The 22,206-nt window shown below is 73.0% G+C and carries 17 protein-coding genes; 4 read left to right on the top strand and 13 right to left on the bottom strand.

Annotation, left to right across the window (positions count from 1 at the left end; all coding sequences use genetic code 11):
* Positions 1–10 precede the first annotated feature (10 nt).
* The 7 genes from ACFF45_RS10580 to ACFF45_RS10550 form a co-directional block, all read right to left on the bottom strand.
* Positions 11–5,338 (bottom strand): condensation domain-containing protein, encoded by a 5,328-nt coding sequence (locus ACFF45_RS10580; RefSeq protein ID WP_381345042.1) that lies wholly within the window; start codon positions 5,336–5,338, stop codon positions 11–13.
* 22 nt (positions 5,339–5,360) lie between these two features.
* Positions 5,361–7,256, bottom strand: coding sequence for a non-ribosomal peptide synthetase (locus ACFF45_RS10575; RefSeq protein WP_381345039.1), 1,896 nt, complete (start codon positions 7,254–7,256; stop codon positions 5,361–5,363).
* Positions 7,257–7,279: 23 nt separating this feature from the next.
* Positions 7,280–8,329 carry an HAD-IIIC family phosphatase gene (locus ACFF45_RS10570; RefSeq protein WP_381345037.1) on the bottom strand — a complete coding sequence of 350 codons (1,050 nt, stop codon included), beginning with the start codon at positions 8,327–8,329 and terminating at the stop codon, positions 7,280–7,282.
* On the bottom strand, positions 8,326–9,555 hold the full coding sequence (locus ACFF45_RS10565; protein ID WP_381345034.1) for an acyl-CoA dehydrogenase family protein: 1,230 nt from the start codon (positions 9,553–9,555) through the stop codon (positions 8,326–8,328). The genes ACFF45_RS10570 and ACFF45_RS10565 overlap by 4 nt, the downstream gene beginning before the upstream one ends.
* The gene (locus tag ACFF45_RS10560; protein WP_381345031.1) at positions 9,539–9,808 is read right to left on the bottom strand and encodes an acyl carrier protein; all 270 of its coding nucleotides are present in this window, start codon (positions 9,806–9,808) and stop codon (positions 9,539–9,541) included. Before ACFF45_RS10560 ends, ACFF45_RS10565 begins: the two co-directional genes overlap by 17 nt.
* Positions 9,805–10,818, bottom strand: a complete 1,014-nt coding sequence (locus tag ACFF45_RS10555; protein ID WP_381345028.1) for a 3-oxoacyl-ACP synthase — start codon at positions 10,816–10,818, stop codon at positions 9,805–9,807. The genes ACFF45_RS10560 and ACFF45_RS10555 overlap by 4 nt, the downstream gene beginning before the upstream one ends.
* 1,508 nt (positions 10,819–12,326) lie before the next feature.
* A complete protein-coding gene (locus tag ACFF45_RS10550; protein ID WP_381345025.1) occupies positions 12,327–13,268 on the bottom strand; it encodes a LysR family transcriptional regulator in 942 nt (313 codons plus the stop codon).
* A 194-nt stretch (positions 13,269–13,462) separates the two neighbouring features.
* Here ACFF45_RS10550 and ACFF45_RS10545 point away from each other — a divergent pair, with 194 nt between their 5' ends.
* The gene (locus ACFF45_RS10545) at positions 13,463–14,929 is read left to right on the top strand and encodes an MFS transporter (RefSeq protein ID WP_381345022.1); all 1,467 of its coding nucleotides are present in this window, start codon (positions 13,463–13,465) and stop codon (positions 14,927–14,929) included.
* A gap of 132 nt (positions 14,930–15,061) precedes the next feature.
* Complete coding sequence (locus ACFF45_RS10540; protein WP_381345020.1) at positions 15,062–15,607, top strand: pyridoxamine 5'-phosphate oxidase family protein; 546 nt, start codon at positions 15,062–15,064, stop codon at positions 15,605–15,607.
* Between the two features lie 351 nt (positions 15,608–15,958).
* On the opposite strand, the gene ACFF45_RS10535 is transcribed toward ACFF45_RS10540, so the two are convergent.
* Positions 15,959–17,650 carry a bifunctional 3'-5' exonuclease/DNA polymerase gene (locus ACFF45_RS10535; protein WP_381345017.1) on the bottom strand — a complete coding sequence of 564 codons (1,692 nt, stop codon included), beginning with the start codon at positions 17,648–17,650 and terminating at the stop codon, positions 15,959–15,961.
* A 197-nt stretch (positions 17,651–17,847) separates the two neighbouring features.
* Positions 17,848–18,606 carry a Clp protease N-terminal domain-containing protein gene (locus tag ACFF45_RS10530; RefSeq protein WP_381345014.1) on the bottom strand — a complete coding sequence of 253 codons (759 nt, stop codon included), beginning with the start codon at positions 18,604–18,606 and terminating at the stop codon, positions 17,848–17,850.
* A gap of 80 nt (positions 18,607–18,686) precedes the next feature.
* On the opposite strand from ACFF45_RS10530, the gene ACFF45_RS10525 reads away from it, so the two are divergent.
* On the top strand, positions 18,687–19,859 hold the full coding sequence (locus ACFF45_RS10525; protein WP_381345012.1) for a DUF2786 domain-containing protein: 1,173 nt from the start codon (positions 18,687–18,689) through the stop codon (positions 19,857–19,859).
* Positions 19,860–19,862: 3 nt separating this feature from the next.
* Here ACFF45_RS10525 and ACFF45_RS10520 read toward each other — a convergent pair whose 3' ends face one another.
* The 4 genes from ACFF45_RS10520 to rpmB all read right to left on the bottom strand — a co-directional run bounded on the left by ACFF45_RS10520 (position 19,863) and on the right by rpmB (position 21,977).
* Complete coding sequence (locus ACFF45_RS10520) at positions 19,863–20,396, bottom strand: DUF4232 domain-containing protein (RefSeq protein WP_381345009.1); 534 nt, start codon at positions 20,394–20,396, stop codon at positions 19,863–19,865.
* Positions 20,397–20,486: 90 nt separating this feature from the next.
* Positions 20,487–20,993, bottom strand: coding sequence for a hypothetical protein (locus tag ACFF45_RS10515; RefSeq protein WP_381345007.1), 507 nt, complete (start codon positions 20,991–20,993; stop codon positions 20,487–20,489).
* A 391-nt stretch (positions 20,994–21,384) separates the two neighbouring features.
* Positions 21,385–21,690, bottom strand: coding sequence for a 30S ribosomal protein S14 (rpsN, locus tag ACFF45_RS10510; protein WP_381345004.1), 306 nt, complete (start codon positions 21,688–21,690; stop codon positions 21,385–21,387).
* 50 nt (positions 21,691–21,740) lie between these two features.
* Positions 21,741–21,977: a 50S ribosomal protein L28 gene (gene rpmB, locus ACFF45_RS10505; RefSeq protein ID WP_381345002.1), complete on the bottom strand. Its 237-nt coding sequence runs from the start codon at positions 21,975–21,977 to the stop codon at positions 21,741–21,743.
* A 61-nt stretch (positions 21,978–22,038) separates the two neighbouring features.
* Between rpmB and rpmG the strand changes: the two genes are divergently transcribed.
* Positions 22,039–22,203 carry a 50S ribosomal protein L33 gene (gene rpmG / locus ACFF45_RS10500; protein ID WP_381344999.1) on the top strand — a complete coding sequence of 55 codons (165 nt, stop codon included), beginning with the start codon at positions 22,039–22,041 and terminating at the stop codon, positions 22,201–22,203.
* Positions 22,204–22,206: the final 3 nt, after the last annotated feature.

Raw genomic sequence — 22,206 nt, 5'->3', positions numbered from 1 at the left:
CCGAGCCGCGTCAGTCGGTGTGCGCAGGTGTGCTCGCGCCGGTCGTCGCGCGGATGGGCCACAGGCTGGACAGCGGTGCACCGGGGGCGCGGGTGGCCGCACGCAGCGTCGCGAGCAGTCCTTCGACGAGAGCCCGGGCACTCGACCGGTCGACAAGCTCGGTGCGGTAGTCCAACGAGACGGACAACCCGTCCCGCCCTGGCCCTTCGACGACGGACCAGGACAGGTCCAGTTCGCTGCGGCCGGGCGGCATCGTGAGCCGTCCCGCGTCCGTGCCGGGCCACCGCACGGGGGCCGCCGCCACCCCGGCCGCCGAGCCGAGTGCCGCCGGCAGCGCCTGGTAGGAGTACGCCACATCGAACAGCGGTGCCCTGCCGGGCTCGTCGGGCAGTCCGGCCGCGCGCGCGATGTCGGCGAGCGGCACGTCCCGGTGCTGTTGCGCGCCGGTGACCGCGTGCCGCACCCGGTCGGTGAGCTCCTCGAAGGACGGGTCGTCGGCCAGGTCCAGACGCAGCGGCAGGCTCTGCGCGAAGGGACCCAACCGAGTGCGGGCCGCCGAGAGGGGGAGCGCCGCGCTGGTCAGGCCGATGAGCGCCTCGTCCGCCTCCGTGTGCAGGGCGAGCAGGGCGGCGAGGGCCGCCAGCACGCTCTCCCTGGTCCCAAGACGGCTCGCCGCGTGGGCGAGGTCGTCGGGTATCCGCGACCCGACGGCGGCGGCGGCGCGGGTGCCGTGGGCGGGCCGGGCCCGGTCCAGCGGCGGCGCGCCATCGGCCAGTCCCGTCAGCGTCCGTCTCCAGTAGGCGAGCCGCTCCTCCCTCCGGGGTCTTGTCCAGGGCTCGGTGTGCTCGCCGGACAGCGCGGGAAGCTCGGGCGGCCCGGCCCGGCTTCCGTCCAGGCGGGCGCCGTACAGGGCGAGCAGGTCCCGGAAGAACACCTCCGGCTGACCACCGTCGTACGCGTGCCGGTGGGTGGTGACCAGCAGGACGTGCCGGGCCGGGCCCGTCGTCGCGAGAAGCGCGTGGAGTCGGCGACCCGATGCCGGATCGAGTACCAGTGCGGCCTCCGCCTGCGCGATCTCCTTGGCGGTGAGGAGGGGCTCGCTCTCGCCGGAGACGTCCGCGGTGGTGAGGAAGCCGTCGCCGAGCAACGAGCCGTGCCCCACGGCTTCGGCGGTCCCGGCACGCAGCACCTCGTGCCGCTCGGCCAGTTCCTCCAGCGCCGTGCGCAGCGCGGGAAGCCGCACCTCGCCGCGCAGTTCGAGGCAGCTGACGACGGGGGCGGTGACAGGGTCCGCCGGGGCAGGCGGCGTGTCCGCTCGAGTGGCGACCGGTCGGTCCGCGACCGGTCCGCTCACCGGGGGAGGACCGCCGGGGAGGTCGCTGTAGCACCTGTCCACGTTGTCCGCGACGGTGTGCAGCAGCTCCACGAACGCCTCGGACATGGCGGAGATCGTGCCCGCGTCGAAGAGCCGCGTCGCGTACTCCATCATGACCACGATCTCGTCCTCGTCTGCCAGCTCGCCGACGACCATCGAGATGTCGAACTTGGCGGTGCCGGGGGGCAGCCCGGGGAAGTGCGGGATGATCTCCGGGTCGTGTGCCGGTCCGGTGACGATCTCGCCGAAGGGGGCGGCCGGTGGCAGCGTCTGATGCACGTACATCACGTCGAAGAGCGGGTTACGGCTCGGATCACGCCCGACCGCGACCTCGCGCACGACCTTGTCGAACGGGATCTCCTGGTGATCGAGGGCGCCGAGCAGCACCCCGCGCACCTGGCGAAGCAGCTCACGGAAGCTCGGGTCCCCCGACAGGTCCGAGCGCAGCGCGACGGTGTTGTTGAAGAAGCCGAGCAGACCCCACAGTTCGGGCCGGCTGCGACCGATGGTCGGGGTGCCGACGACGATGTCCCGCTGGCCCGACCAGCGGGCGAGCAGCACCTTGAGCGCGGTGAGCAGCACCATGAACAGCGTGGCCGTCTCCTGGGCGCCCACCTCGCGCAGCCGCTGCACCAGTGCGCCCGGGATGGTGAACCCGTGGGTCGCCCCCGCGAAGTCCATCCGGCCGGGGCGCGGCCGGTCGGCGGGCAGCTCCAGCGCGGGCGGGTCGCTCAGCCGTTCGCGCCAGTAGGCCAGTTCACCGTCCAGGCGGGAGTCGGCCACCAGCTCGCGCTGCCAACGCGCGTAGTCCGCGTACTGCACGGGCAGCGGCTCGACGTCGGGGGCCCGGTTCTCCAGGCGGGCCGTGTAGAACTCCAGCAGGTCCCGCATGTGGATCTGCGGAGCCCAGCCGTCGTTCACCGCGTGGTGCATGCACCAGCAGACGATGTGGTCGTCATCGCCGATCCGCACGACGGTCACCCGTACGAGCGGTTCGGCGGCGATGTCGAAGACCCGGCGCATGGCGGAGGTGACGACCGCGCCCGCCGCGGTCTCCGGGGAGTCCTCGCCCGAGACGTCCAGGTACGTGAAGAAGTCGCCCAGTTCGGGCCGGATCACCAGCTGGGGCCTGCCGTCGGCCTCGACGAGATTGGACCGCAGCACCTCGTGGTGGAGCGCCAGGTCCTCCCACGCGAGCCTGAACGTCTCGGCGTCCAGGGGGCCGCGGTACCGGGAGGCGCCGGGGAGGTTGTAGAGCGTGGTCGCCGGGTCGAGCTGGTGGTGGAACCACATGCGCTCCTGCCCGTACGACAGGACCGGCTCCCCGCCCGGGACGATCGGCGGCAACTCGCCGTCGGGCAGCTCGGGGACGACCGGGGCCGCCGGCGCGTCGGCGGCGCTCGGCGATGTCGGCGTGGGCGCGTGCCGGGCCCGGTCGTGGATGGCCCCGGCGAGCGAGCTGACGACGGGATGGTCGTAGATGTCGGCCATCTTGAGCCGGACCCCGTGCCGCTCCCGTACCCGGTCCAGGAGTTGGAGAGCGATGACGGAGTTGCCGCCGACGGAGAAGTAGTCCGCCTCGGCCGGGACCTCGTCCGCGTGCAGCAGCTCGACGAGGGTGTCCCGCAGCCAGTCCAGAACGGTCAGGGATTCCTCGGTCCGCTGCTCGCCGGGTGAGCGGACCGGCTGCTCCTCGGCGGCAGGTTCAGGCACAGGCGCAGGTGCCGGAGCCGGAACGGGAGCCGGAGCAGGGGGCCGACCGGGTACCTCGCCGGAGGACAGCACCTCACCCGGTGGCCCGGCCCAGCAGCGCACCCCGGTGAACGGATGTCCCGGCAGCGGAACCCGGCCCGCCGACGGGTGGGCTCGCAGCACCGGCCAGTCCAGGCTGACGCCCTCCTCGTACAACCGGCCCAGCAGCTCCAGGACGGCGGCGTCGGCGTCGGCGGCACCGGGCCGCAGACAGAGCACCCGGGCGTCCGCGCGGTCGTGGAGGTGGGCCGTCAACCGGTCGCTGATCTCGCCGCGGGACGCCAGCTCCACGAACACCACGGGGCCGTCGCAGAGCTGCTCGTCCGCCGCCGCGTGGAGCTGCTCCGCCCGCAGTGGGTCGCCCGCCACCGCCGGGTCCAGCCCGCTGCCTGCCCGCCGCAGCGTGGCGGTGTCCTCGGCGCTGAGATCGCCCCGCACGTACCGGGCGGTGTAGCGGGAGATCCCCGAACTCATCAGCCCGTCCGGCGAGACGCCGGCCCGGACCAGCCGCCGGTACACCGCCAGCTGTCCGCGGACCGTCGCGGCGCGGTCGGCCGGTGCGGGCAACTCCTCCGGCAGCCGATCGCGGGGCGCGTCGGGTGTGGCGTCCGCGGAGAGCAGGAAGACCACCCGAGGTGCGGCCACCGGGGTGGTGGCGGCCGTCCCGGCCGCCTCGGGCGCCCCGGGCGCGTCGAGCCGACGCCAGGTGACCTCGGCGGCCAGACGTGCCGCGAGCTCGGAGGTGTCCCGGGCGACCACGGACGCACGGTGGGCGTCGTGGTCCCTGCCCTCGTTCAGCGTGCGCGCGACGTCGGCCAGCGGGTGGGTGGTGTGGCGCAGTGCGAGCGACAGCCGCTCGCACTGGGAGAGCAGATCCGCCCGGCTGCGGGCGGACACCGCGACCAGCTGCGGTGTGCTGACCGCGGGGCGTACCGGGGCGGTCACCGGGGGTTGTTCCACCACGCAGTGCGCGTTGACGCCGCCGAGGCTGAACGAGCTCACGCCCGCCCGGCGCGTCTCGTCGTCCCACCGTTGGAGCGAGGTGACAACTTCGAGGCGGGCGCCTTCGAGGTCGACCTCGTCGGCGGGTTCCTCGAAGTGCAGCGAGGGATACAGCTCGCCGTGACGCACGCTGAGTATCGCCTTGACCAGCCCGGCGATTCCCGCGGCGTGGTCCAGGTGCCCGATGTTGGTCTTGACCGAGCCCACCTTCACCGTACGGTCGCCGCCGGGGCGGGCGAGGGCCAGGCCCTCGGCCTCGACCGCGTCGCCGAGCCGGGTGCCCGAACCGTGTGTCTCGATGTATCCGGCGGTCGCCGGGTCCAGCGAGGCACCGCGCCACGCCTTTTTGATGACCTCGGCCTGCGAGCGGGCACTCGGAGTGCTGATGGTCGCGGAGTGCCTTCCGTTGTGCAGCACGGCGCTGCCGCGGATCACGGCGTGGATGAACGAGCCCTCCGCCACCGCCCGTTCCAGCGTGGTGAGGATTACCACCGCGCCGCCCTCGCCGGCGCCCGCGCCGTCAGCGGCCCGGTCGAACGCGCGGGACCGGGCGGTGGGCGAGACGATGCCGGGGAAGTCGGCCACCGCGGCCGCCGGCGGCACGACGTGGCGCAGGCTCACCCCGCCCACGACGGCGTAGTCCGCGTCGCCGTCGCCGAGTTCACGGCACGCCTGGTGGACGGCGACGAGGGAGCCGTTGCAGCCGGTGTCCACGCCGTAGCAGGGGCCGGTGAAACCGAAGAGGTGGGAGATCCTGGCCGGCAGGGCGCAGGGGATGTTCCCGTTCATGCTGAGCGTGCCGTGTTCGCGCACCAGAGGCGCGTAGCCGTTGTTCGGCGAGCTGAAGACCACTGCTGTCCGGCTGTCCCGGAGCCCGGCCGGGGCGTGTCCGGCGTTCTCCAGCGCCTCGTGGGTGAGCTGCAGGGCCAGCCGGTGCTGCGGGTCGGTCACCTCCGCCTCGCGACGGGACATCCCGAAGCGCTGGTGGTCGAAGAGGTCGATCCGCTCGAGGTAGCCCTGCTCCGGATAGTCGTGCCGGGGGTCGAGCCCGGTGCTGCGGATCCGCTCCGGAGGGATCGGGCGCACCGAGTCCCTTCCCGCCCGCAGGTTCGCCCGGAAGGCGGCGAGGGAGTCCGCCTGAGGGAACCTCGTGGCGATGCCGATCACCGCGACGGCCGGTCTGCCGTGTGTCACGCCCGTACCGCTCATGTCACCTCTCCGTTCACGCGTGTCAGAGCTCGTATGCGGCCGGTGGGGCGTGTTCCTCGCCTCGCGTGCGCTCGCCCAGGCGGTCGGCGATGCGCTGCGCCTGGGCGGCGATGGTGATGCAGTCGAACAGCTCGCCCACCCGCAGCGCCTGGGGCCATCGCTTGTCCAGCCTGTCGTGCAGGTCGATGACCTTGAGCGAACTCCCGCCGACGGCGAAGAAGTTGTCGTCCGGGCCCGCGCCGGAGTGCCCGAGGACCTCCGCCCACATCCGGCCGACGGCGAGCCGGTACCCGCTCCAGTCCCCGCCCGCGGTGCCCCCGGATGCCTGCCGGTCCGTCGGGATCAGCGTGCGGAGCGCGGCCCGGTCCGCCTTGGTGCTGCGGTCCAGCGGCATGCGGTCGACCGGGACGAACAGGGTCGGTGTGGCCTGCTCCATCAGCCGGCCTCGACAGTGTGCGCGCAGCGTCGAGGCGTCCGGCGGCCCGCTGCCGGGTGTCGGTAGGACGAAGGCGATCACCTGCGGCTCGTCCTGCCCGGCACGTTCGCACAGCACCACGGCCTGCGCCACGTCCGCATGGCGTTCCAGCACGTTCTCGATCTCGCCGAGTTCGATCCTCGTACCGCGGATCTTGACCTGGTCGTCCGTTCTGCCGTGGTAGTGCAGCGCGCCCCGCTCGTCGACGCTGGCGATGTCCCCGGTGCGGTAGATGCGCCCGCCCGGTCGCCCGTACGGGTCCGCGACGAACCGCTCGGCCGTGCGGGCCGGCTGGTTCGCGTAGCCGAGTGCCACGAGTTGGCCGCCGATGTAGAGCTCGCCCCGCTCCCCGGCCGGGACTTCCCGCAGCCGCTCGTCGAGTACCAGGGTCCGCGCTCCCGGCCAGGGCCGTCCGATGGGGATCCGTTCCCGGGCCGGGTCCGGGGCGGTCTCCACTGTGCAGGCGATGGTCGTCTCGGTGGGCCCGTACTCGTTGACGATCCGGGTCCGGGGCAGTCGCTCGTTGTGCGTGGCCACCAGCTGGGGGGTGCACGCCTCACCGCCCACGACCACCAGCCGCAGAGTGTCGGGCAGGCCGCCGGGATCCCGGAGCACCGCCCGGTAGTAGGAGGGAATGTTGAACAGGTGGGTGACACGGTGTTCCCTGGCCAGCCGGGTGAACTCGGCCACCCGCACGAGCTGTCGGGGGTCGGGGAGCACCAGCGTGTGACCGCCGGTGAGCGACCAGAACATTCCGCCGAGAATCCCGTCGAAGGACAGCCGCAGCGCGATCAGGAAGACGGAGTGCTCGGTGCCGTACACCGGCCCCCGGCAGCTGATGGACGCCGCGAGCTGGCCCCGGCTGACCATGACGCCTTTGGGTACGCCGGTGGATCCCGAGGTGTAGGCGACGTAAGCGGGGCTGTGCTCAGGGACCGGTGGGTACGGGCCGGTGAGCGGCTCCTGGCCCGCCTCGACGAGCCGCGCCAGAGGGAGTTCCGACGCGTCCACGACCGTCGGCGGGGCGGGCATCGCCGAGAGCGCCGAGGCCGGCACCGCGTCGCCGCCCTCGCTCAGGACCACTGCGCAGTCGACGTCCCGGCACAGCGCCTGGAACCTCCCGACGGGCAGGTCCGGTTCCAGCACCGCCCAGGTGGCACCAGTGCGCAGTGCGGCGAGCATGGCGACCACGGACAGGGCGCTCTGCCGCGTCCGGACGCAGACGACCCGCCCCGGCCGCAGCCCGTGCCGCCACAGCAGCCGCGCGAGACCGGCCGAGGCGTGGTCGAGCTCGCGGTACGTCAGCGAGACCCCGCCGATGACGAGCGCGGTCGCCTCGGGCGCCCTGGCCACCTGGCTTCGGATGGCGGCCCACACTGGCCGTACCTGCGCCGAGGCGCCCGCGGGGACGAACTCGTCGGTGTCAAGGGGACGTCGGGTCATCGCGGCCTCGCTTCCTCTGCCGGTCATGCCGCACCGGCGATCACGCGTGTGTGGCCGGGGGCCTTGGGCAGCGGGCGCCGCGGGTCCACGGTGAGCACGAGGCGCTCCTCGTCGGTGGCCGTCGCCCGGTAGCCGGCGAAGCGCATCGTGACCAGCATGTTCCGGTTGGCCTCGGTGGGGACGAAGTGCGCGACGGGGCGCCGGCCGACCGCCAGGGCCTGCTGGATCAGATGGTGCAGCAGCACGCTCCCCGCACCGCGCGAGACGACTCGGCAGGACATCAGCATCAGCCGCAGGACCGAGTCCCGTCCGACGAGTTCGGTGACGGCCAGACCGATGATCCCGTAGTCGCCGAAGCGGTCGCGGAGCGTGGCCAGCAGCACCTGGTGGTCCGGTGAGGAGCTCAGCCGGCGCAGTTCGTCGATGCCGTAGGTCAGCCCCGTGCTGTTGAGCTGATGAGTGCGGACGGTCAGCTCGCTGGCCCGGGAAAGGTCTTCCCCGGTGGCCGGGCGCAGCTCCATGACCAGGTCGAGCGAGTCGAGGAACGCCTGGCGGCCTTCGGTGTACTTCTCCTGGGCCTCCTGGCGTCGCCACTCGGCCTGGTAGAGCCGGCGTCGTCCGGTGGCCTCCGCGGTGATGTGCTCGGGCCGGAAGTCCCGGAACTGGGGCAGCCGTCCGACCTGAGCCGCCGGGTAACAGCGGACCATGGGGAGTTCGCTGCCGACCTCAGCCCGCTCCACCGGGTCGTTGTCGACGAACGCGATGGTGTCCAGACCGATGTTGAGGGCCTTCGCGATCCGGCGCACCGCACCGGACTTGGCGCCCCAGCCCACCTGCACCGCGCAGAACCAGTCGGCCAGTCGGCGTTCCGTCAGATGCCGGGCGCTGACAGCGCGTTCGCCACGGCCGGCGGCGGCGTGCAGGATGCCGCGGCGGTCCAGCTCGGCCAGGGTCCTGAGCGCCGCGGGGAAGGGGACGGGATCATCGCCCTCCAGCACCACTCCGTCCCACAAAGTGTCGTCCAGGTCCCACACGAGGCACTTGACGGTGGGAGCGCCCACCGCCGCCGTCACGACGCGCCCTTGGGGAGACGGGGTCCGACGGGGCGGTCCGTACCGCGCGCCGCGTCACCGAAACGCCGTAACAACCGTTCGGCTATGTGTAGTTCGGCCACCTGCTGGGCTCCTTCGATGATCTCCATGACTTTGGCGTCCCGGAAGTGACGGCCCGCCCTGCTGTCGGGCGCGCAGCCGGCCGAGCCGAGGACCTGGACGGCGTCGCGGCTTGCCGTCGCCGCCGCGGAAGCCGCCGCGTACTTGGCCACCAGCGTCTCGGGCACCCCGTGGCCCGGGCCCGAGGCCCGTGCCTCGGCGGCCCTGCGGGCGAGTTCGCGGGCCCCGGCGGCGTCCACCGCCGCCCTGGCCAGCAGCGAACGGACCAACTGGTGGTCGCCCAGCGGGATGTCGCCCTGCCGACGGACCGCCGCGTGGGTGGCGGCGTCCTCGACGCAGGCCTCCGCCATGCCCACGCATCCCCAGGCGACCGTGAAGCGGCCGTGGTCGAGAGCGGTCCCGACGACATGAGAGAGACCCAGGCCGGGAGGGGCGACCAGCTGACGCCGGGGCACCCGCACGCCGTCGAAGGACAGATGGGCGATCCGGGCGGCCCGCATGCCGAGCTGGCCGTTCACCGGCTCCCGCTCGACACCGGCACGGTCCGCGTCCACGAGGACGGCGGCCGGCCTTCCCTCGTACCTGCCGAGCACCAGGAACACGTCGGCGACCGCACCGAAGGTGACCCACCTCTTGTGGCCGCTCACGACCAGTTCCCGGTGGTCCGACCGGCCCGACGCCTCGATACGGGTCCGCACCGAGCCCAGCGCGCTGCCGGCGGCCTGCTCGGTCGCCGCGAAGCCGGCGGTCAGCTCGCCACCGGCCAGCCGGGGCAGCCAGTCGTCCCGCTGCTCCGCCGTTCCCCAGCGCAGCAGTGCCGCCGCGACCATGCCCTGTACGGTCAGCAGCCCGCGCAGGGCGCCGCACTCACCGCCGATCCGTGCGGTGATCTCCCCGAGTGCGAGGGGACCGAGGCCCGCGCCCCCGTACCGCACGGGCAGGTCAGCGGCGAGCAGTCCCGACGCGGCGACCTCCTCACGCACCGAATCGGGCAGTCCGCCGTCCTGGTCCCAACCAGAGGCACAGGCACGCGCGTGGGCCGCCACATCGTCCGCCACCCGGGACAGGCGCAGGGGCGGCGAATCCGCCGACGCGGTGGCGGGGCCGCTTTCAGGGACCTTCGGCATGCGCCTCTCCCCGTTCAGGCGCATCGGTCTTGCGCCGGACGAACTCCGTGATGCGGCCGGCGGTCCTGAAGCTGTCCAGATCCAGGTCCTCGACCTCGATGGTGAGGGCGAAGCGGTTCTCGACGAAGGTCACCAGCTCCAGCGCGAAGAGTGAGTCGACGAGGCCCTGTGCGAAGTAGTCGTCGTCCGGCCCGACCTGCCGGCGAAGCGCCGCGCTCAGAAAGTCGGTGATCTGCTCGGTGATGTCGCTCATGCCATGTCCTCCGGTAGGCCTGTCTCGACCAGCAGCAGACTCCAGGCGGCCACCGGGCTGACGTTGATCAGGACCGCGAGGTCACCAGGGGCCAGGTCGTCGCGGTCGAGTGCGGTGCTCAGATTGAGGAAGACGTCATTGGGACCGAGGTGTCCGTACGTCCGGAGGTTCTCCCGGCACGCCGATAGCAGCTCGATGCCCAGGGAGTCCTCAAGGAAGGCGAAGCTCCCGGCGGACAGGTTCTGGCTGACGAAGCCGCTGACGTCCCCGCGGTCGATCCCGTTGCGCCGCAGCAGGTCGCCCAGCATCGAGGAGAGCCGGCTGCGGGTCTCCATGGCCAGGCGGAAGGAGTAGGTGCTGGGCTCCGTGCACTGTTCGCGCCACTGAGCGGTGGGGCGGTCCCGGTAGTCGACGTGGAAGAGGTCCCAATACCGCCCGTTGGTCAGCTGCGCGATGTCGCGTACCCGGATCCGCCCGCTGCGGGAGAGCAGCAGCGCCTGCCCGCCGTCACCGTTCACCGTGACGGGGTGGCGGTAGCGCAGGGCGGCGGCCGGCTTGCTGCCGTGCACGACCAGGACATCGTCCAGGGCAGGGTCCGCGGCCAGCAGTCCGCGGGCCGTCAGCAGGGCCGGGGTGATCGAGACACAGCCGAGCCCGCCCACCGAGAAGGTGACGGCGTTGTCGGCGCCGAGCCGCTGCTGGAGCCGCGTCACCTCGGAGCTGAGGAACGTCTCCTGGACCCGGGACTCCACCATCACCAGAGCGCCCAGATCCTTCGCGTCAAGGCCCGCCTTCTCGAGAGCCCGGCGCGCGGCGCGTTCCGCGAGAGTGACGGAGCTCAGCCGGTCGTCCGCCCGGATCGTGTCGATACCCAGACCGTCGCGGGTGGCGCGCTCGGTCTCGTCGAGCGTCCGTACATCGGTGATCGGCAGAGTGTGCTCGGGCAGATACCAGGCGGCGCTGCGGATGGCGATGGGTGCTGCGCCGTGCTGGAGGGCCTGCTGGGACACGGTCGTTCCCTCTCGTCTGAGGCGGGATGTCCAGGCCTGGCGCGGCGCAGCCGTCAGGGCCGGAGTGTTCGAAGGCGAAGTCCGCGTACGGCTCGTCGGAAATGAGTGCCACGTTCACCGCCCGCACCGCTCGGTGATCTCCTCCGGTTCCCGGCGGGACATCACATGCCCCGTCGCATGCGGCACGAGACGCGTCGGGCCTGGTTCTGTTCGGACATGGTCTTGCCTCCATGCTTGTGTGACCTGCATCGGGAAGATCGGATGTCACGCTGGTGGCGCCGCACGGTGGTGCTCCGGGTGGAGCCGTGGTCGCGAGAGGGGAGTGGCCTCAGCCTGCCCTCGGAGCCGCATGGCCGCCATGTCTTTAAGCGGGCGGCAAAAACACCAGGTGGCCGGGGCGGCGGCTCGTTTCTCGGCGTTGCTTACGGGTCGAGACCCCATGGATTCGGCCTGTCTGCGCCCGCGAGGACCACCGCGACAATCGGGGCGTGGCGTAGAGAATTTCATGATCTTGGAAGCCGTGCCGAAGCCCTGACCCATCTGTGCGAACGCCACCGATCCGATATCCGAGGAGGTCGCGTCATCACCGCGGTGCGAACCCACGGGTTTCGAGGGGACGCGGGGGCCCAGAGCACCACCCCGTGGATTCGACTTGGTCATCCGGCGGCGCGAGACAGCAATGGAGTGACGGAGCAATGGAACGAGCCAGGTAGAGGACATGGCGCCATCAGCGTCGTCGGGCTGCCCTGGTCTCGCCGGTTCTCGGTGGACTGGCACCTGATCGAGCCGGACATCGGTACCGCGCTGCCGCGGGACTGCAAGGAACTGGCCGCATGCCTCGGACCGGGGGAGTTCGCCCCATACTTCTCGCTCTTCGTGCCCGGGGTGGTCAGTCCCGCGCTGGAACTGCGCGTTTGCGGCTCTCTTCAAACCCCGGGTCAGGGATCTGACTTGGGGTTTCTTTGTTTTCGTGCTGAGTGGTCCGGTGCTGGACGTACTTTCCCGCCTGGGTGTCGAAATGCGTCGGTCAGAGGTTCGGGGTTTCGACTGGAGGGCGGTCCGAGGGTCTTTGAACACCGAATGACCTGGTGTTTTCCGTGGACTGGCTGATGCGTGGTCACCTGTGGCCGGAGCAGGCGTGCGCCAGGGGAGCGCAGTGGTGCAGAAGTCGTGCGGAGGGTCGTGATGTGCGGGGTCGCGTCGTCCGGCGAGTGAGTTGATGTTGTCGTCGTCGGGAACGAACAGCATTCGCGACACCCCAGCGGGAGAGCGGATCCTCGACGGCCAGGCAGAGCGGCCCCTCGGGCCGGCCGCGCCCGGCCGCGCTGTCGTCTCAGCGTCCCCTCGCAGCGGTCCCTTCCCGGAATGCCGGTCAAGCTGCGCCGGTGTTGCTGGAGCCCGCCCGGATCCGGTGCGCGGAGGGGCGGTCTTCGGCCGGTGGTGGGCTGCCGTTCCTCGGCAAGCGTCCCGGACCGGCCCCAGGGGCGGTCCCCCCGGGGCCTGGTGCGTCACACCGCCGACGTCTCGCGGGACGGCGGTGCCGTGCGCGGATCCGCCTGCGTGACCTCGCGCGCCACCCTGCGGGCCGCCCCGGCGAAGGCCTCCACCGCGCCGGTGTCGTGCCCGGCGCGCCACACCAGGCCGTAGCCGACGGGTTCCGCGTCGACGAAGGGCAGGTACGCGACGCCCGGCCGCGCGTAGTACGTCGTCGTGTGCGCGGCCGCGAGCAGTGCGCCCTTGCCGCCCGCGACCAGCATCAGCGCCTCCTGCATGTTGGTCACCGACGGCCCGCGGGCGATCGGCCGGCCGCCCGGCGTGTGCGTGGGAACGTGCTGCTCCAGCCAGTAGTCCGGCAGCTCGCCCTCGATCGTGAGCAGGGGGATGCCGGCGAGGTCCTCCATGGACACCGAGTCCCGCGCGGAGAGCGGATCCGCCGAGGAGACGGCGAGAACGCGCTCCTCGGCGAGGAGCGCCGGGCCGCAGCCCAGATCGTCCTCGCGCACCGGGAACTCCTGGAGCTGGACGTCGAACCGGCCGCTGCGCAGCTGCCCGTACGGATCGGACAGCGGCACCTCGCAGATCTCCACGGCGAGCCCGGGGTGGCTGCCGCGCAGGGACTCCGCCGCCTTCAGCACGATCTCGCCGGCCAGCGGGTTGGAGAACCCGACGTGCAGCACCGTGTCGATGCCGCGCGCGGTGGCGGCGGCCCGGGCGAGGGCGGCCTCCATCGCGCGGTGGTGCGGTTCCAGGTCCGTACGCAGCTGCCGGCCCAGAGCGGTGAGGGCGACACGCCGGCTGGTGCGGACGAACAGCGGCGCGCCGACGCGCCGCTCCAGGCGCCGCACCAGCTGGCTCACCCGGGCGCGGGAGAGCCGCATCCGGTCGGCCGTGCGGCCGAAGTGCAGCTCCTCGGCGAGCAGCAGAAAGCACTCGATCTCGTCGCGCTCCATCGACACCCCAGGTGAACCGGATCGGTAAGCCCGACTGAACGAACGTCGAGATCTTCGCCGTTGTTCCGGCGAGGCGCCCTGGCCGATGGTGAGGGAGCCGCCCGGCGGAGGGCCCGGTGAGGACACCGGCACCGCGGCGCGCCACCCCCTCCACCCCTTCCATCACTTCCCCATGGTCCAGGAGTTGAACTGACATGAGTGTGCAGAAAGCGGCGGACGCCCCGCTCGGCGCCCGCGACTGGGGCGTGCTGCTCGTCCTGTGCGGCGCGATCTTCCTGGAGGGCATCGACGTGGCCATGCTCAACGTGGCCCTGCCCGCCATCCGCGCCGACCTCGGGCTGTCCACCGGTTCGCTGCAGTGGGTCATGAGCGCCTACGTCCTCGGATACGGCGGCTTCATGCTGGTCGGCGGACGCGCCGCAGACCTCTTCGGGCGGCGCCGGATGTTCGTCTTCTGGCTCGCGGTCTTCCTGGTCTTCTCCGGACTCGGCGGATTCGCCACCGAGGGCTGGATGCTGGTCACGGCCCGCTTCGTCACCGGTGTCGCGGCGGCCTTCATGACACCGGCCGGCCTGTCCGTCATCACCACCGGCTTCGAGGAGGGCCCCCGGCGCGACAAGGCGCTGCTGTTCTACTCCGGCACCGCGGCGGGCGGCTTCTCGATCGGCCTGGTCGTGGGCGGTCTGCTCGCCTCGGTCGACTGGCGCTGGGTGTTCTTCGCCCCGGTCGTGCTCTCGGTGCTGATCCTGGTCGCCGCGCTCGCCTTCGTCCCCCGGTCGCCGCGGCCCGACCGGACGGGCCAGAGCCTCGACCTCGCCGGCGGCCTCACCATCACCGCGGCGATCGTGCTGCTGGTCCTCGGCGTCGAGCGCGCCGGCCACACCTCGCTCGCCTGGACCCTCGGCACCTTCGGGGCGGGCCTCACCGCCCTCGCCGTGTTCATCGCCGTCGAACGCCGCGCGACGGCGCCCCTGGTCCGCCTCGGCATCTTCCGCAGCGGTGCCCTGGTGCGCGCCAACGCCTCCGCGCTGCTCTTCGCGGCGGGCTTCTTCGGCTTCCAGTTCCTGGTCGTCCTCTACCTCCAGGAGCTGCGCGGCTGGTCCACCGTGGAGACCAGCTTCGCGATGATCGTCATCGGGATCGACGCGATCCTCTCGCCGGTCCTGGTGCCCAGACTCGTCGCCCGCTTCGGCAACCCCCGACTGATCCTCGCCGGACTGGTCCTCGCCGCCCTGTCGTACGCCCTCTTCCTGCCGGTCGGCGCCGACTGGACCTACCTGGTCATGCTCCCGAGCCTGCTCCTGCTCGGCGTCGCCTTCGCGCTGGCCTACGGTCCGCTCACCATCGTCGCCACCGAAGGCGTCGTGGAGGAGGAGCAGGGCCTGGCCGGCGGGCTGCTCTACACCTCGTTCCAGTTCGGAGCGGCACTGGGGCTCTCGGCGGCCGCTACCGTCAACGTCGCCGCCACCGCGTCGGACGCACCGGCCGCGTTGCTCGACGGGTACCGGGCGGCGCTCTGGGTGCCACTCGCCGCGGCCCTGCTCGCGGCGCTCATCGCGGCATTCGGGGTGCGCTCCCGCCGGCCGGCCGGCAGCCGGGCGACCGGCACGGGGGAACGTCCCGCCGACGACCGTGCCGCCGAACTCCCCACCGCGTACTGACGCGCCGTCCGCCACCGCTACTGACGCGCCGTCCGCCACCGCTACTGACGCGCCGTCCGCCACCGCGTACTGAGGCGCGGTCCGCGACCACGCACTGACATCCCGACCGCCACCGCGAAGGGAAGCCCTTCCGTGCCCACCGTCGAAGTCGACAGCTTCACCGACCTGCAGGACACGTTCTTCAGCTACGTACGCGACATCAAGTACGCCACGATGATCACGGTCGACCGGAGGAACCGGCCGCGGGCACGGGTCCTGCTCCCCGTCTGGGAGGTCGTCGACGGCCGTCCGGTCGGCTGGCTGGCGGTCTACAGGACGCCCGTCAAGACGGCTCATCTGGCCCACAGCCCGCACACGACGTACTCCTACTGGAACCCCCGCCAGAACACCGTCCACGTCGACGCCCTCTCCACCTGGGCCGAAGCGCCGGCCGACAGGCGTCACGCCTGGGACCTCTACCTCCAGGGGAGCCCGCCGGGCGTGGGCTACGACCCGGTCCACTTCTGGCGGGGCGGCCCCGAGGACCCCGGGTACCACGTCATCCGCATCGACCCGTGGCGCGTCCAGCTGGTCCGCGGCTCGGACCTGCGGAGCACCATCTGGCGGCCGGCGGCGGCAGGCGGGGATGCGCTCCCCGACGCGGCCGACGGGCTCGCCCGGGCGTCGCGGCGGCCCTGACGGCCGCTGAGCCCCGGGGCCCACGGAGGTCCCGGGGCCCACCGAGGTCCCGGGGTCTTGGGGCACCGGTGTGCGTCCCGAACGCGTGCGGACGCGGGCCCTCGTCGTTCACCTCTGATCCACCTCTGACGACCGGGGCCCGTGGGCATCCCCGATCCGGCCGCGGCGGCGACACTCCCCCGAGTGACGCGACGTACGCGCCTGCTGCTGCGCGACCGGGGGGCGCGAGGACGACGCGCACCGGGCGTGGCGCGCCGCGCTCGCCGACCTGGACGGAACGGACGAGCGCGCGGTCGTCACCGAACTGCGGTCCCTGGTCCCCGCCGGCCCCGGCCCCGGCCCCGCCGCCGGTCACTCCGCGTCCGCGTAGCACTCCACCACCGCCGTCGTGAACGGGAACCGCACCGGCGTCTGCCCGAACGTCAGCCGGGCGGCCAGCGCCGCCGCCTCCCGGATCGCCGCCACGACCGCGTCGGCCTCCTCGGCCGGGCAGTGCACGATCACCTCGTCGTGCTGGAAGAAGACCAGCTCGGCCGCCAGGTCCGCGCAGGCGCGGCGCAGCGCGGCGAGCAGCAGCAGGGCCCAGTCGGCTGCGCTGCCCTGGACGACGAAGTTGCGGGCGAAGCGGCCGCGGGCGCGGGCACCGGTGGAGGTGTGGCCGGGAAGCCCCTCCCGACCGCCGGCGGCGTCCGGGGACGCGTCCTGCGGAAGTCCCGCCTCCTCCGCCGGGTCCTGGCCCGATCCGGCGGCCGGCGGGCAGGTACGGCCCAGCCAGGTGCGCACCAGCCGCCCCTCCTCACCCGCGCGGGCCGCCTCGTCGACATAGGCCACCGCCCGGGGGAAGCGGCGTCTGAGGGCGGCGAGGTTCTTCAGGCCGTCCCCGGAGGTCTGGCCGTAGATCGCGCCGAGAACGGCGATCTTGGCCTGGTCGCGGTCGCCGGAGAAGGCGCGGTCGGAGACGGACTGGTACAGGTCGCTCTCGCGGCCGGCCACCTCCATCAGGCCCGGGTCGCGCGAGATCGCCGCGAGGACGCGCGGCTCCATCTGGTCGGCGTCGGCGACGACCAGCCGCCAGCCGGGGTCGGCGACCACGGCGCGCCGGATCACCTTCGGGATCTGCAGGGCGCCCCCGCCGTTGGTCACCCAGCGGCCGGTGACCGTGCCGCCCGCCAGGAACTCCGGCCGGAACCGCCCGTCGCGCACCCAGTCCTGAAGCCAGGACCAGCCGTGGGCGACCCAGATGCGGTACAGCCGCTTGTACTCCAGCAGCGGCTTCACCGCCGGATGGTCGACGCGCTCGATCTCCCACCGTCGAGTGGAACCCATCCTGATCCCGGCCTGCGCGAAGGCCTTGATCACCTCGGCCGCCAGATCGGGCCGCACCCGGCGCCCGAACGCGGCGGACACCTCGTCCGCCAGCTCGGCCAGCCGGCGCGGCTCACCGCCGCCCGCGTACCGCTCGCCGAGCAGTTCGTGCAGCACCTCGCGGTGCACGTCCGCGCGCCAGGGCACCCCCGTGCGGTTCAGCTCGGCCGCCACCAGCATGCCCGCCGACTCGGCGGCCGTCAGCAGCCGCATCCGGTCGGGGTGCGCGGCCCGGTCGTGCCGCCGCTGCTGCTCGGCGTACACGGTGACCAGGTCTTCGAGCGGGACGTGCGTGCCCGGGGGCTCGAACAGCGGGGACTGCGCGCCCGGTGCGGCGGGGCGCGGCGGGGGGTCGGGCGGCACGGGGCCGCCGCGCAGCCGGGCGAGCGCGGCGGCGGCCGAACGGGGTTCGCCGTGCCGCCCCTCGTGGCCGAGCAGGAGGGTCTCGGCGTCCTCGATGTCGTAGCACCGCTCCACTCGCACCCCCGTGGCGAGCAGCGTCGGGTACACCTCGGGGGTCGAGCGCCACACCCATCGCGTGACGTACGGACGGCTGCGCACGGCCTCCGCCAGGTCCCCCTCCCGCCGCACCGGCCCGGCGGGCAGCCCGTCGGGACCGAGGGGGGCGACCTCCACGCCGCCGTCCTCGGCCGGAGCGAGCGCCCACCGGTCGGCCATGCTCGCGAGTGTCGCACCAGGGTCTGACAACGCGCCGCCGTCCGCCGCCCGGGACCGCCGTCCGCTGTCCGAACCGCCGTCCGCTGTCCGGGACCGCCGCCCGCCGCCCGGGGGGACCCGCGCTCAACCGCCCCGGCCCGCCGCCCGGGGGGACCGGCGCTCAACCGCCCCGGCCCGCCGCCCGGGGGGACCCGCGCTCAACCGCCCCCGCCCGCCGGCTCCGCCGCGTCTCCCTCCGGCTCCCGCACCAGCTTCGCCAGCGCCTGTACGACGAACTCCTCCACCCCCGCCTTGGTGATGCCGAGGCCGGACAGCGGGCCCTCGCCGTTCTCGAACTCCAGCAGTGCGAGCAGCAGGTGCTCGGTGCCGACGTGGTGGTGGCCGAGGCGCAGGGCCTCACGGAAGGTGAGTTCGAGCACCTTCTTGGCGTCCGTGGCGTACGGGACGAGGTCCGGGCCCTCCTGCGCGGCCGGCGGGAGCGCGGCCGTCGCCGCCTCGCGGACCGCGTCCAGGGAGACGCCCTGCGCGGTGACGGCCTGCGCGGCCAGCGCCTGCGGTTCGGTGAGCAGGCCGAGGACCAGGTGCGCGGGCAGGCCCTCGGAGTGGTGGGCCGCCCTGGCCGCTTCGTGCGCGGCCATGACCACCTGCCGCGCGCGCGGGGTGTAGCGGCTGAAGCCCTGCGCGGGGTCCAGGTCCGTGGACTCCTTCGGCACGAACCGCTTCTGCGCGGCCTGCCGGGTGACGCCCATGCTCCTGCCGATGTCCGTCCAGGACGCGCCGGAACGCCGGGCCTGGTCCACGAAGTGGCCGATCAGGTGGTCGGCCACATCGCCCAGGTGCTCCCCGGCGAGTACGGCGTCCTGAAGCTGGTCGAGGGGCTCGTCGTGGACCTTCTTGATGGCCGCGATGAGGTCGTCGAGACGGATGGATGACGTGATCTCGGGGTTCGTCGCCATGTGTCAACCGTAGGTTGACAGTCGAGGGGTGTCAACTCTGAGTTGACAGTGCCCGTAGCGGCGCATGACACGATTCCCCCGTGGACACCAGCACCGTCGACCGCGCCTTCCAGGCCGCCCTCTACGCCGCCGACGACGACCACGCCGCCCTCGACACCGGCGCGTCCCTCCTCGCGGCCGACCCGGCGGCGGACGCGGAACTCACCCGGCGCGGGCTGGAGTACGTCGCCGGGGCCTGGCGGCGGGGCTGGCAGCCGGCCGACGTCGTACGGATCGTCCGCCGCGAACTCGACGACGTGCACGAACGCCTCGTCACCGCCCTGATCCTCGAACAAGCGCCGCACGACCGTCCGCGCGGCCCCCGCTGGGCGGCGCAGCTGGCCCGGCTCGCCGAAGCGCCGTCCGCCGCCCCCGCCCGCACGGACCGCTTCACGCACGCCGGCGCCGTCCTGGAGCTCTACCGCCTCCTGCTCCGCCTGCCCACCCTCGAACCGCTGGACGAGACGCCGTCCCCGCCGCCCGCCGGCGGCAGGCCCGAGTCCCGCATGCTCGCCCGGATCCGCGCCCTGCTGGCGAAGGCCGAGGCGACCGGGTTCCCGGACGAGGCGGAGGCGCTCAGCGCCAAGGCGCAGGAGCTGATGGCGCGGCACAGCATCGACGAGGCGCTGCTCGCCGGGCAGACGCACGGCGGGGACGGGCCGGCGGCCTGGCGGATCGGCGTCGACCAGCCGTACGAGCAGGCCAAGGCGGTCCTGCTGGACGCGGTCGCGTCCGCCAACCACTGCCGCGCGGTGTGGAACGAGCCCCTCGGCTTCTCCACCGTCGTCGGCTTCGAGCCCGACCTGGAAGTGGTCGAACTCCTCTACACCTCGCTCCTCGTCCAGGCCACGACCGCGATGACGAAGGCCGAGGCCGCCCAGCGCGCGGGCGGCCGCAAACGCACCAGGACCTTCCGGCAGTCCTTCCTCGCCGCGTACGCCCACCGCATCGGCACCCGCCTCGCCTCCGCCGCCGAGGAGGCCGCCCGGCAGGCCGCCGCAGAGGCCGCCGGCGACGCCACCGAGGCCCACGGGGGCGGCGGCCTGCTCCCGGTCCTGGCCTCCCGCGAGGTCGCGGTCACCGAGCGCGTGGAGCACATGTTCCCGGAGACGACCACGACCCGGATGCGCGGAGTGACCGACGCGGCGGGCTGGACTGAGGGGTCGCGTGCGGCCGACCGGGCCGAGGTCCGGTCCCGCCGCCGGCTGGACTGACGCTCAGTCGCCGGCCCGCTGGAACGCCCCCACCGAGGCGTCCGGCGCACCGCCCGCGCCGAGCGCGACCGGACCGTACGACCACGGGAAGCTCCGCGTCTCCGACCCGCCCGGCAGGCCGATCCGCATCGTCGTCGCGGCGAGGCCGCCGTCGCCGCCCTCCGCACCCCGCACGTACGTGAGCGTGAACGTCGCCGGCGTGCCCGCGGCCAGCGTCAGCCTCTGCGCCGTCGCCGCCTTGTCCGCCGGTACGTCCGCGGAGCCGCCGTCGCCCCGCAGTCCGACGGCGGGGAAGCCGTCCAGGGTGCACTCGGCGCCCTGGTTGGTGACGGTGACGGGGATGTTGCCGGTGTCCCCGGCGACGGGCGCGGCGTTGGCGGGGCCGACCTCGACGCCGACCTCGCCGAGCGCGCAGGCGGTGGTGGTGTCCCGGCCGTCGTCACCGGCCTCGCCGCCGCCGTCACCACCCCCGCAGGCGGTCAGCAGGAGGGTGGCGGCGAGAGCGGTGGAGCCGAGGGTGAGCGATGTGGCACGCATGAGTGGATCCCCTGGGTTCGTGACGATGCCCCTGGATCATCACGTACGACCCCGCCGCGCGGTCACCCGGCCCGCCCCGACCGGCTCAGGTCACGAACCGAGTCCCGCCGTGGGCGACCCGGACGGCAGCTTCCCGCCCTCGGCCCGGGTGTACGTCTCCGTGCCGAGACCGCCGTCCCGGGTCACCTTCAACGTCGTGGCGCTGACGGAGTCGACCGTGCCGGTGCCGCGGTCGTCCTCGGCCTTCGTACAGGTGAGCCGGATCGTCCGGCGGCCCGACGCCTCGCCCGTGCTTCCGCTGCACATGGTCCCGTCGGTGGCGAACAACCCGGCGTGCGCGTCGGTGACCACCAGCGCCACCGCCTGGCCCTCGCTGGTGGCCGGCCAGCTGCCCTCCAGCCCTCCGGCGGGCGCGGAGGGCGAACCGCCGCCCCCGCCGGTACCCGCCGGCGACGTACCCGCGCCGGCACGGGAACCGGGACCGGGACCGGGACGGGAACTGGTCGGAGCGGCGCCCGGCGGCTCCGCGTCCGAGCCGAAGTCGTCGCGGAAGTCACTGCATGCCCCCAGGGACGAGCCGGTAGCCGATCGCCGCACACGCGGCACCACTGTGCAGCCGCATGACCGCACGGCCTCACTGCCGTATGACCGCATCGCCGTACAGCCACATCGCCGTACAGCCGTACGGACACATCGCCGTACGGCCGCACCTTCGTACGGACACATCGCCGTACGGCCACACCTTCGTACGGACACATCGCCGTACAGCCGCACTGTCGCACGACCACACAGCCCGACGACCGCACAGTGCCAAGACCACATGTCCGACGACCACATAGCTCGAAGGTCGCACGTCCGACGACCACACAGCCCTACGACCACACAGCCCTACGACCACACAGCCCTACGACCACACAGCCCTACAGCCTCACGATCAAACAGCCCTACAGCCGTACGACCGCAGCAAGCCACCAGCCCGTAACCCGGCCTACCAGGACGACTTCCGCACCCCCGGCAGATACCCCGCGTGCGCCTGCCCCCGCAGACTCACCCGGGACAGCCCGAACGCCCGGAGGTATCCGCGCGGCCGCCCGTCCGCCTGGTCCCGGTTGCGGACGCGCGTGGCGCTCGCGTCGCGCGGCTGGGCCCGCAACTCCCGCTGGGCGGCCAGCCGTTCCGCCTCCGTCGACGCGGGCCGCCGGACGATCTCCTTCAGCTCGGCCCGCCGGGCGGCGTACCGCGCGACGATCTCCCGGCGCCTCTCGTTCTTCGCGACCTTGCTCTTCTTGGCCATCAGACCCGCACCCCCTTCAGACCCGCACCCCCTTCAGACCCGCACCCCCATCAGATCCGCACTCCGCGGGCGCGGATGCGCGCCACCGCCGCCTCGACGCCGATCGCGTCGACGGTCCTGATCCCCCTGGCGCTCAGCCGCAGCCGCACGTACCGGCCCTCGCCGGGCAGCCAGTACCGCTTGGTCTGGACGTTGGGGTCGAAGCGGCGCGGGGTGCGCCGGTGGGAGTGGGAGACGCGGTTGCCGAAGCCCGGGCGGGCGCCGGTCAGCATGCAGTGGGCGGACATGGGTGACGTACCTCTCCGTGAGTGTGTCGTAAATGGAATTCATTTTCAGTAAGGTACCAGCATGGCACGCAACGAACTCCGCCCCGTCGTCAGACTCCGGTCCACCGCCGGCACCGGCTACACGTACGTCACCCGCAAGAACCGCCGCCACGACCCGGACCGCATGATCCTGCGCAAGTACGACCCGGTCGCCGGCCGGCACGTCGACTTCCGAGAGGAGCGCTGAGCC

The sequence above is a fragment of the Streptomyces cinereospinus genome, assembly GCF_042430725.1.
GTDB lineage: Bacteria > Actinomycetota > Actinomycetes > Streptomycetales > Streptomycetaceae > Streptomyces > Streptomyces cinereospinus.
The sequence above is the reverse complement of the archived record's forward strand: the minus strand, read 5'-3'. Positions and strand labels throughout refer to the sequence as shown.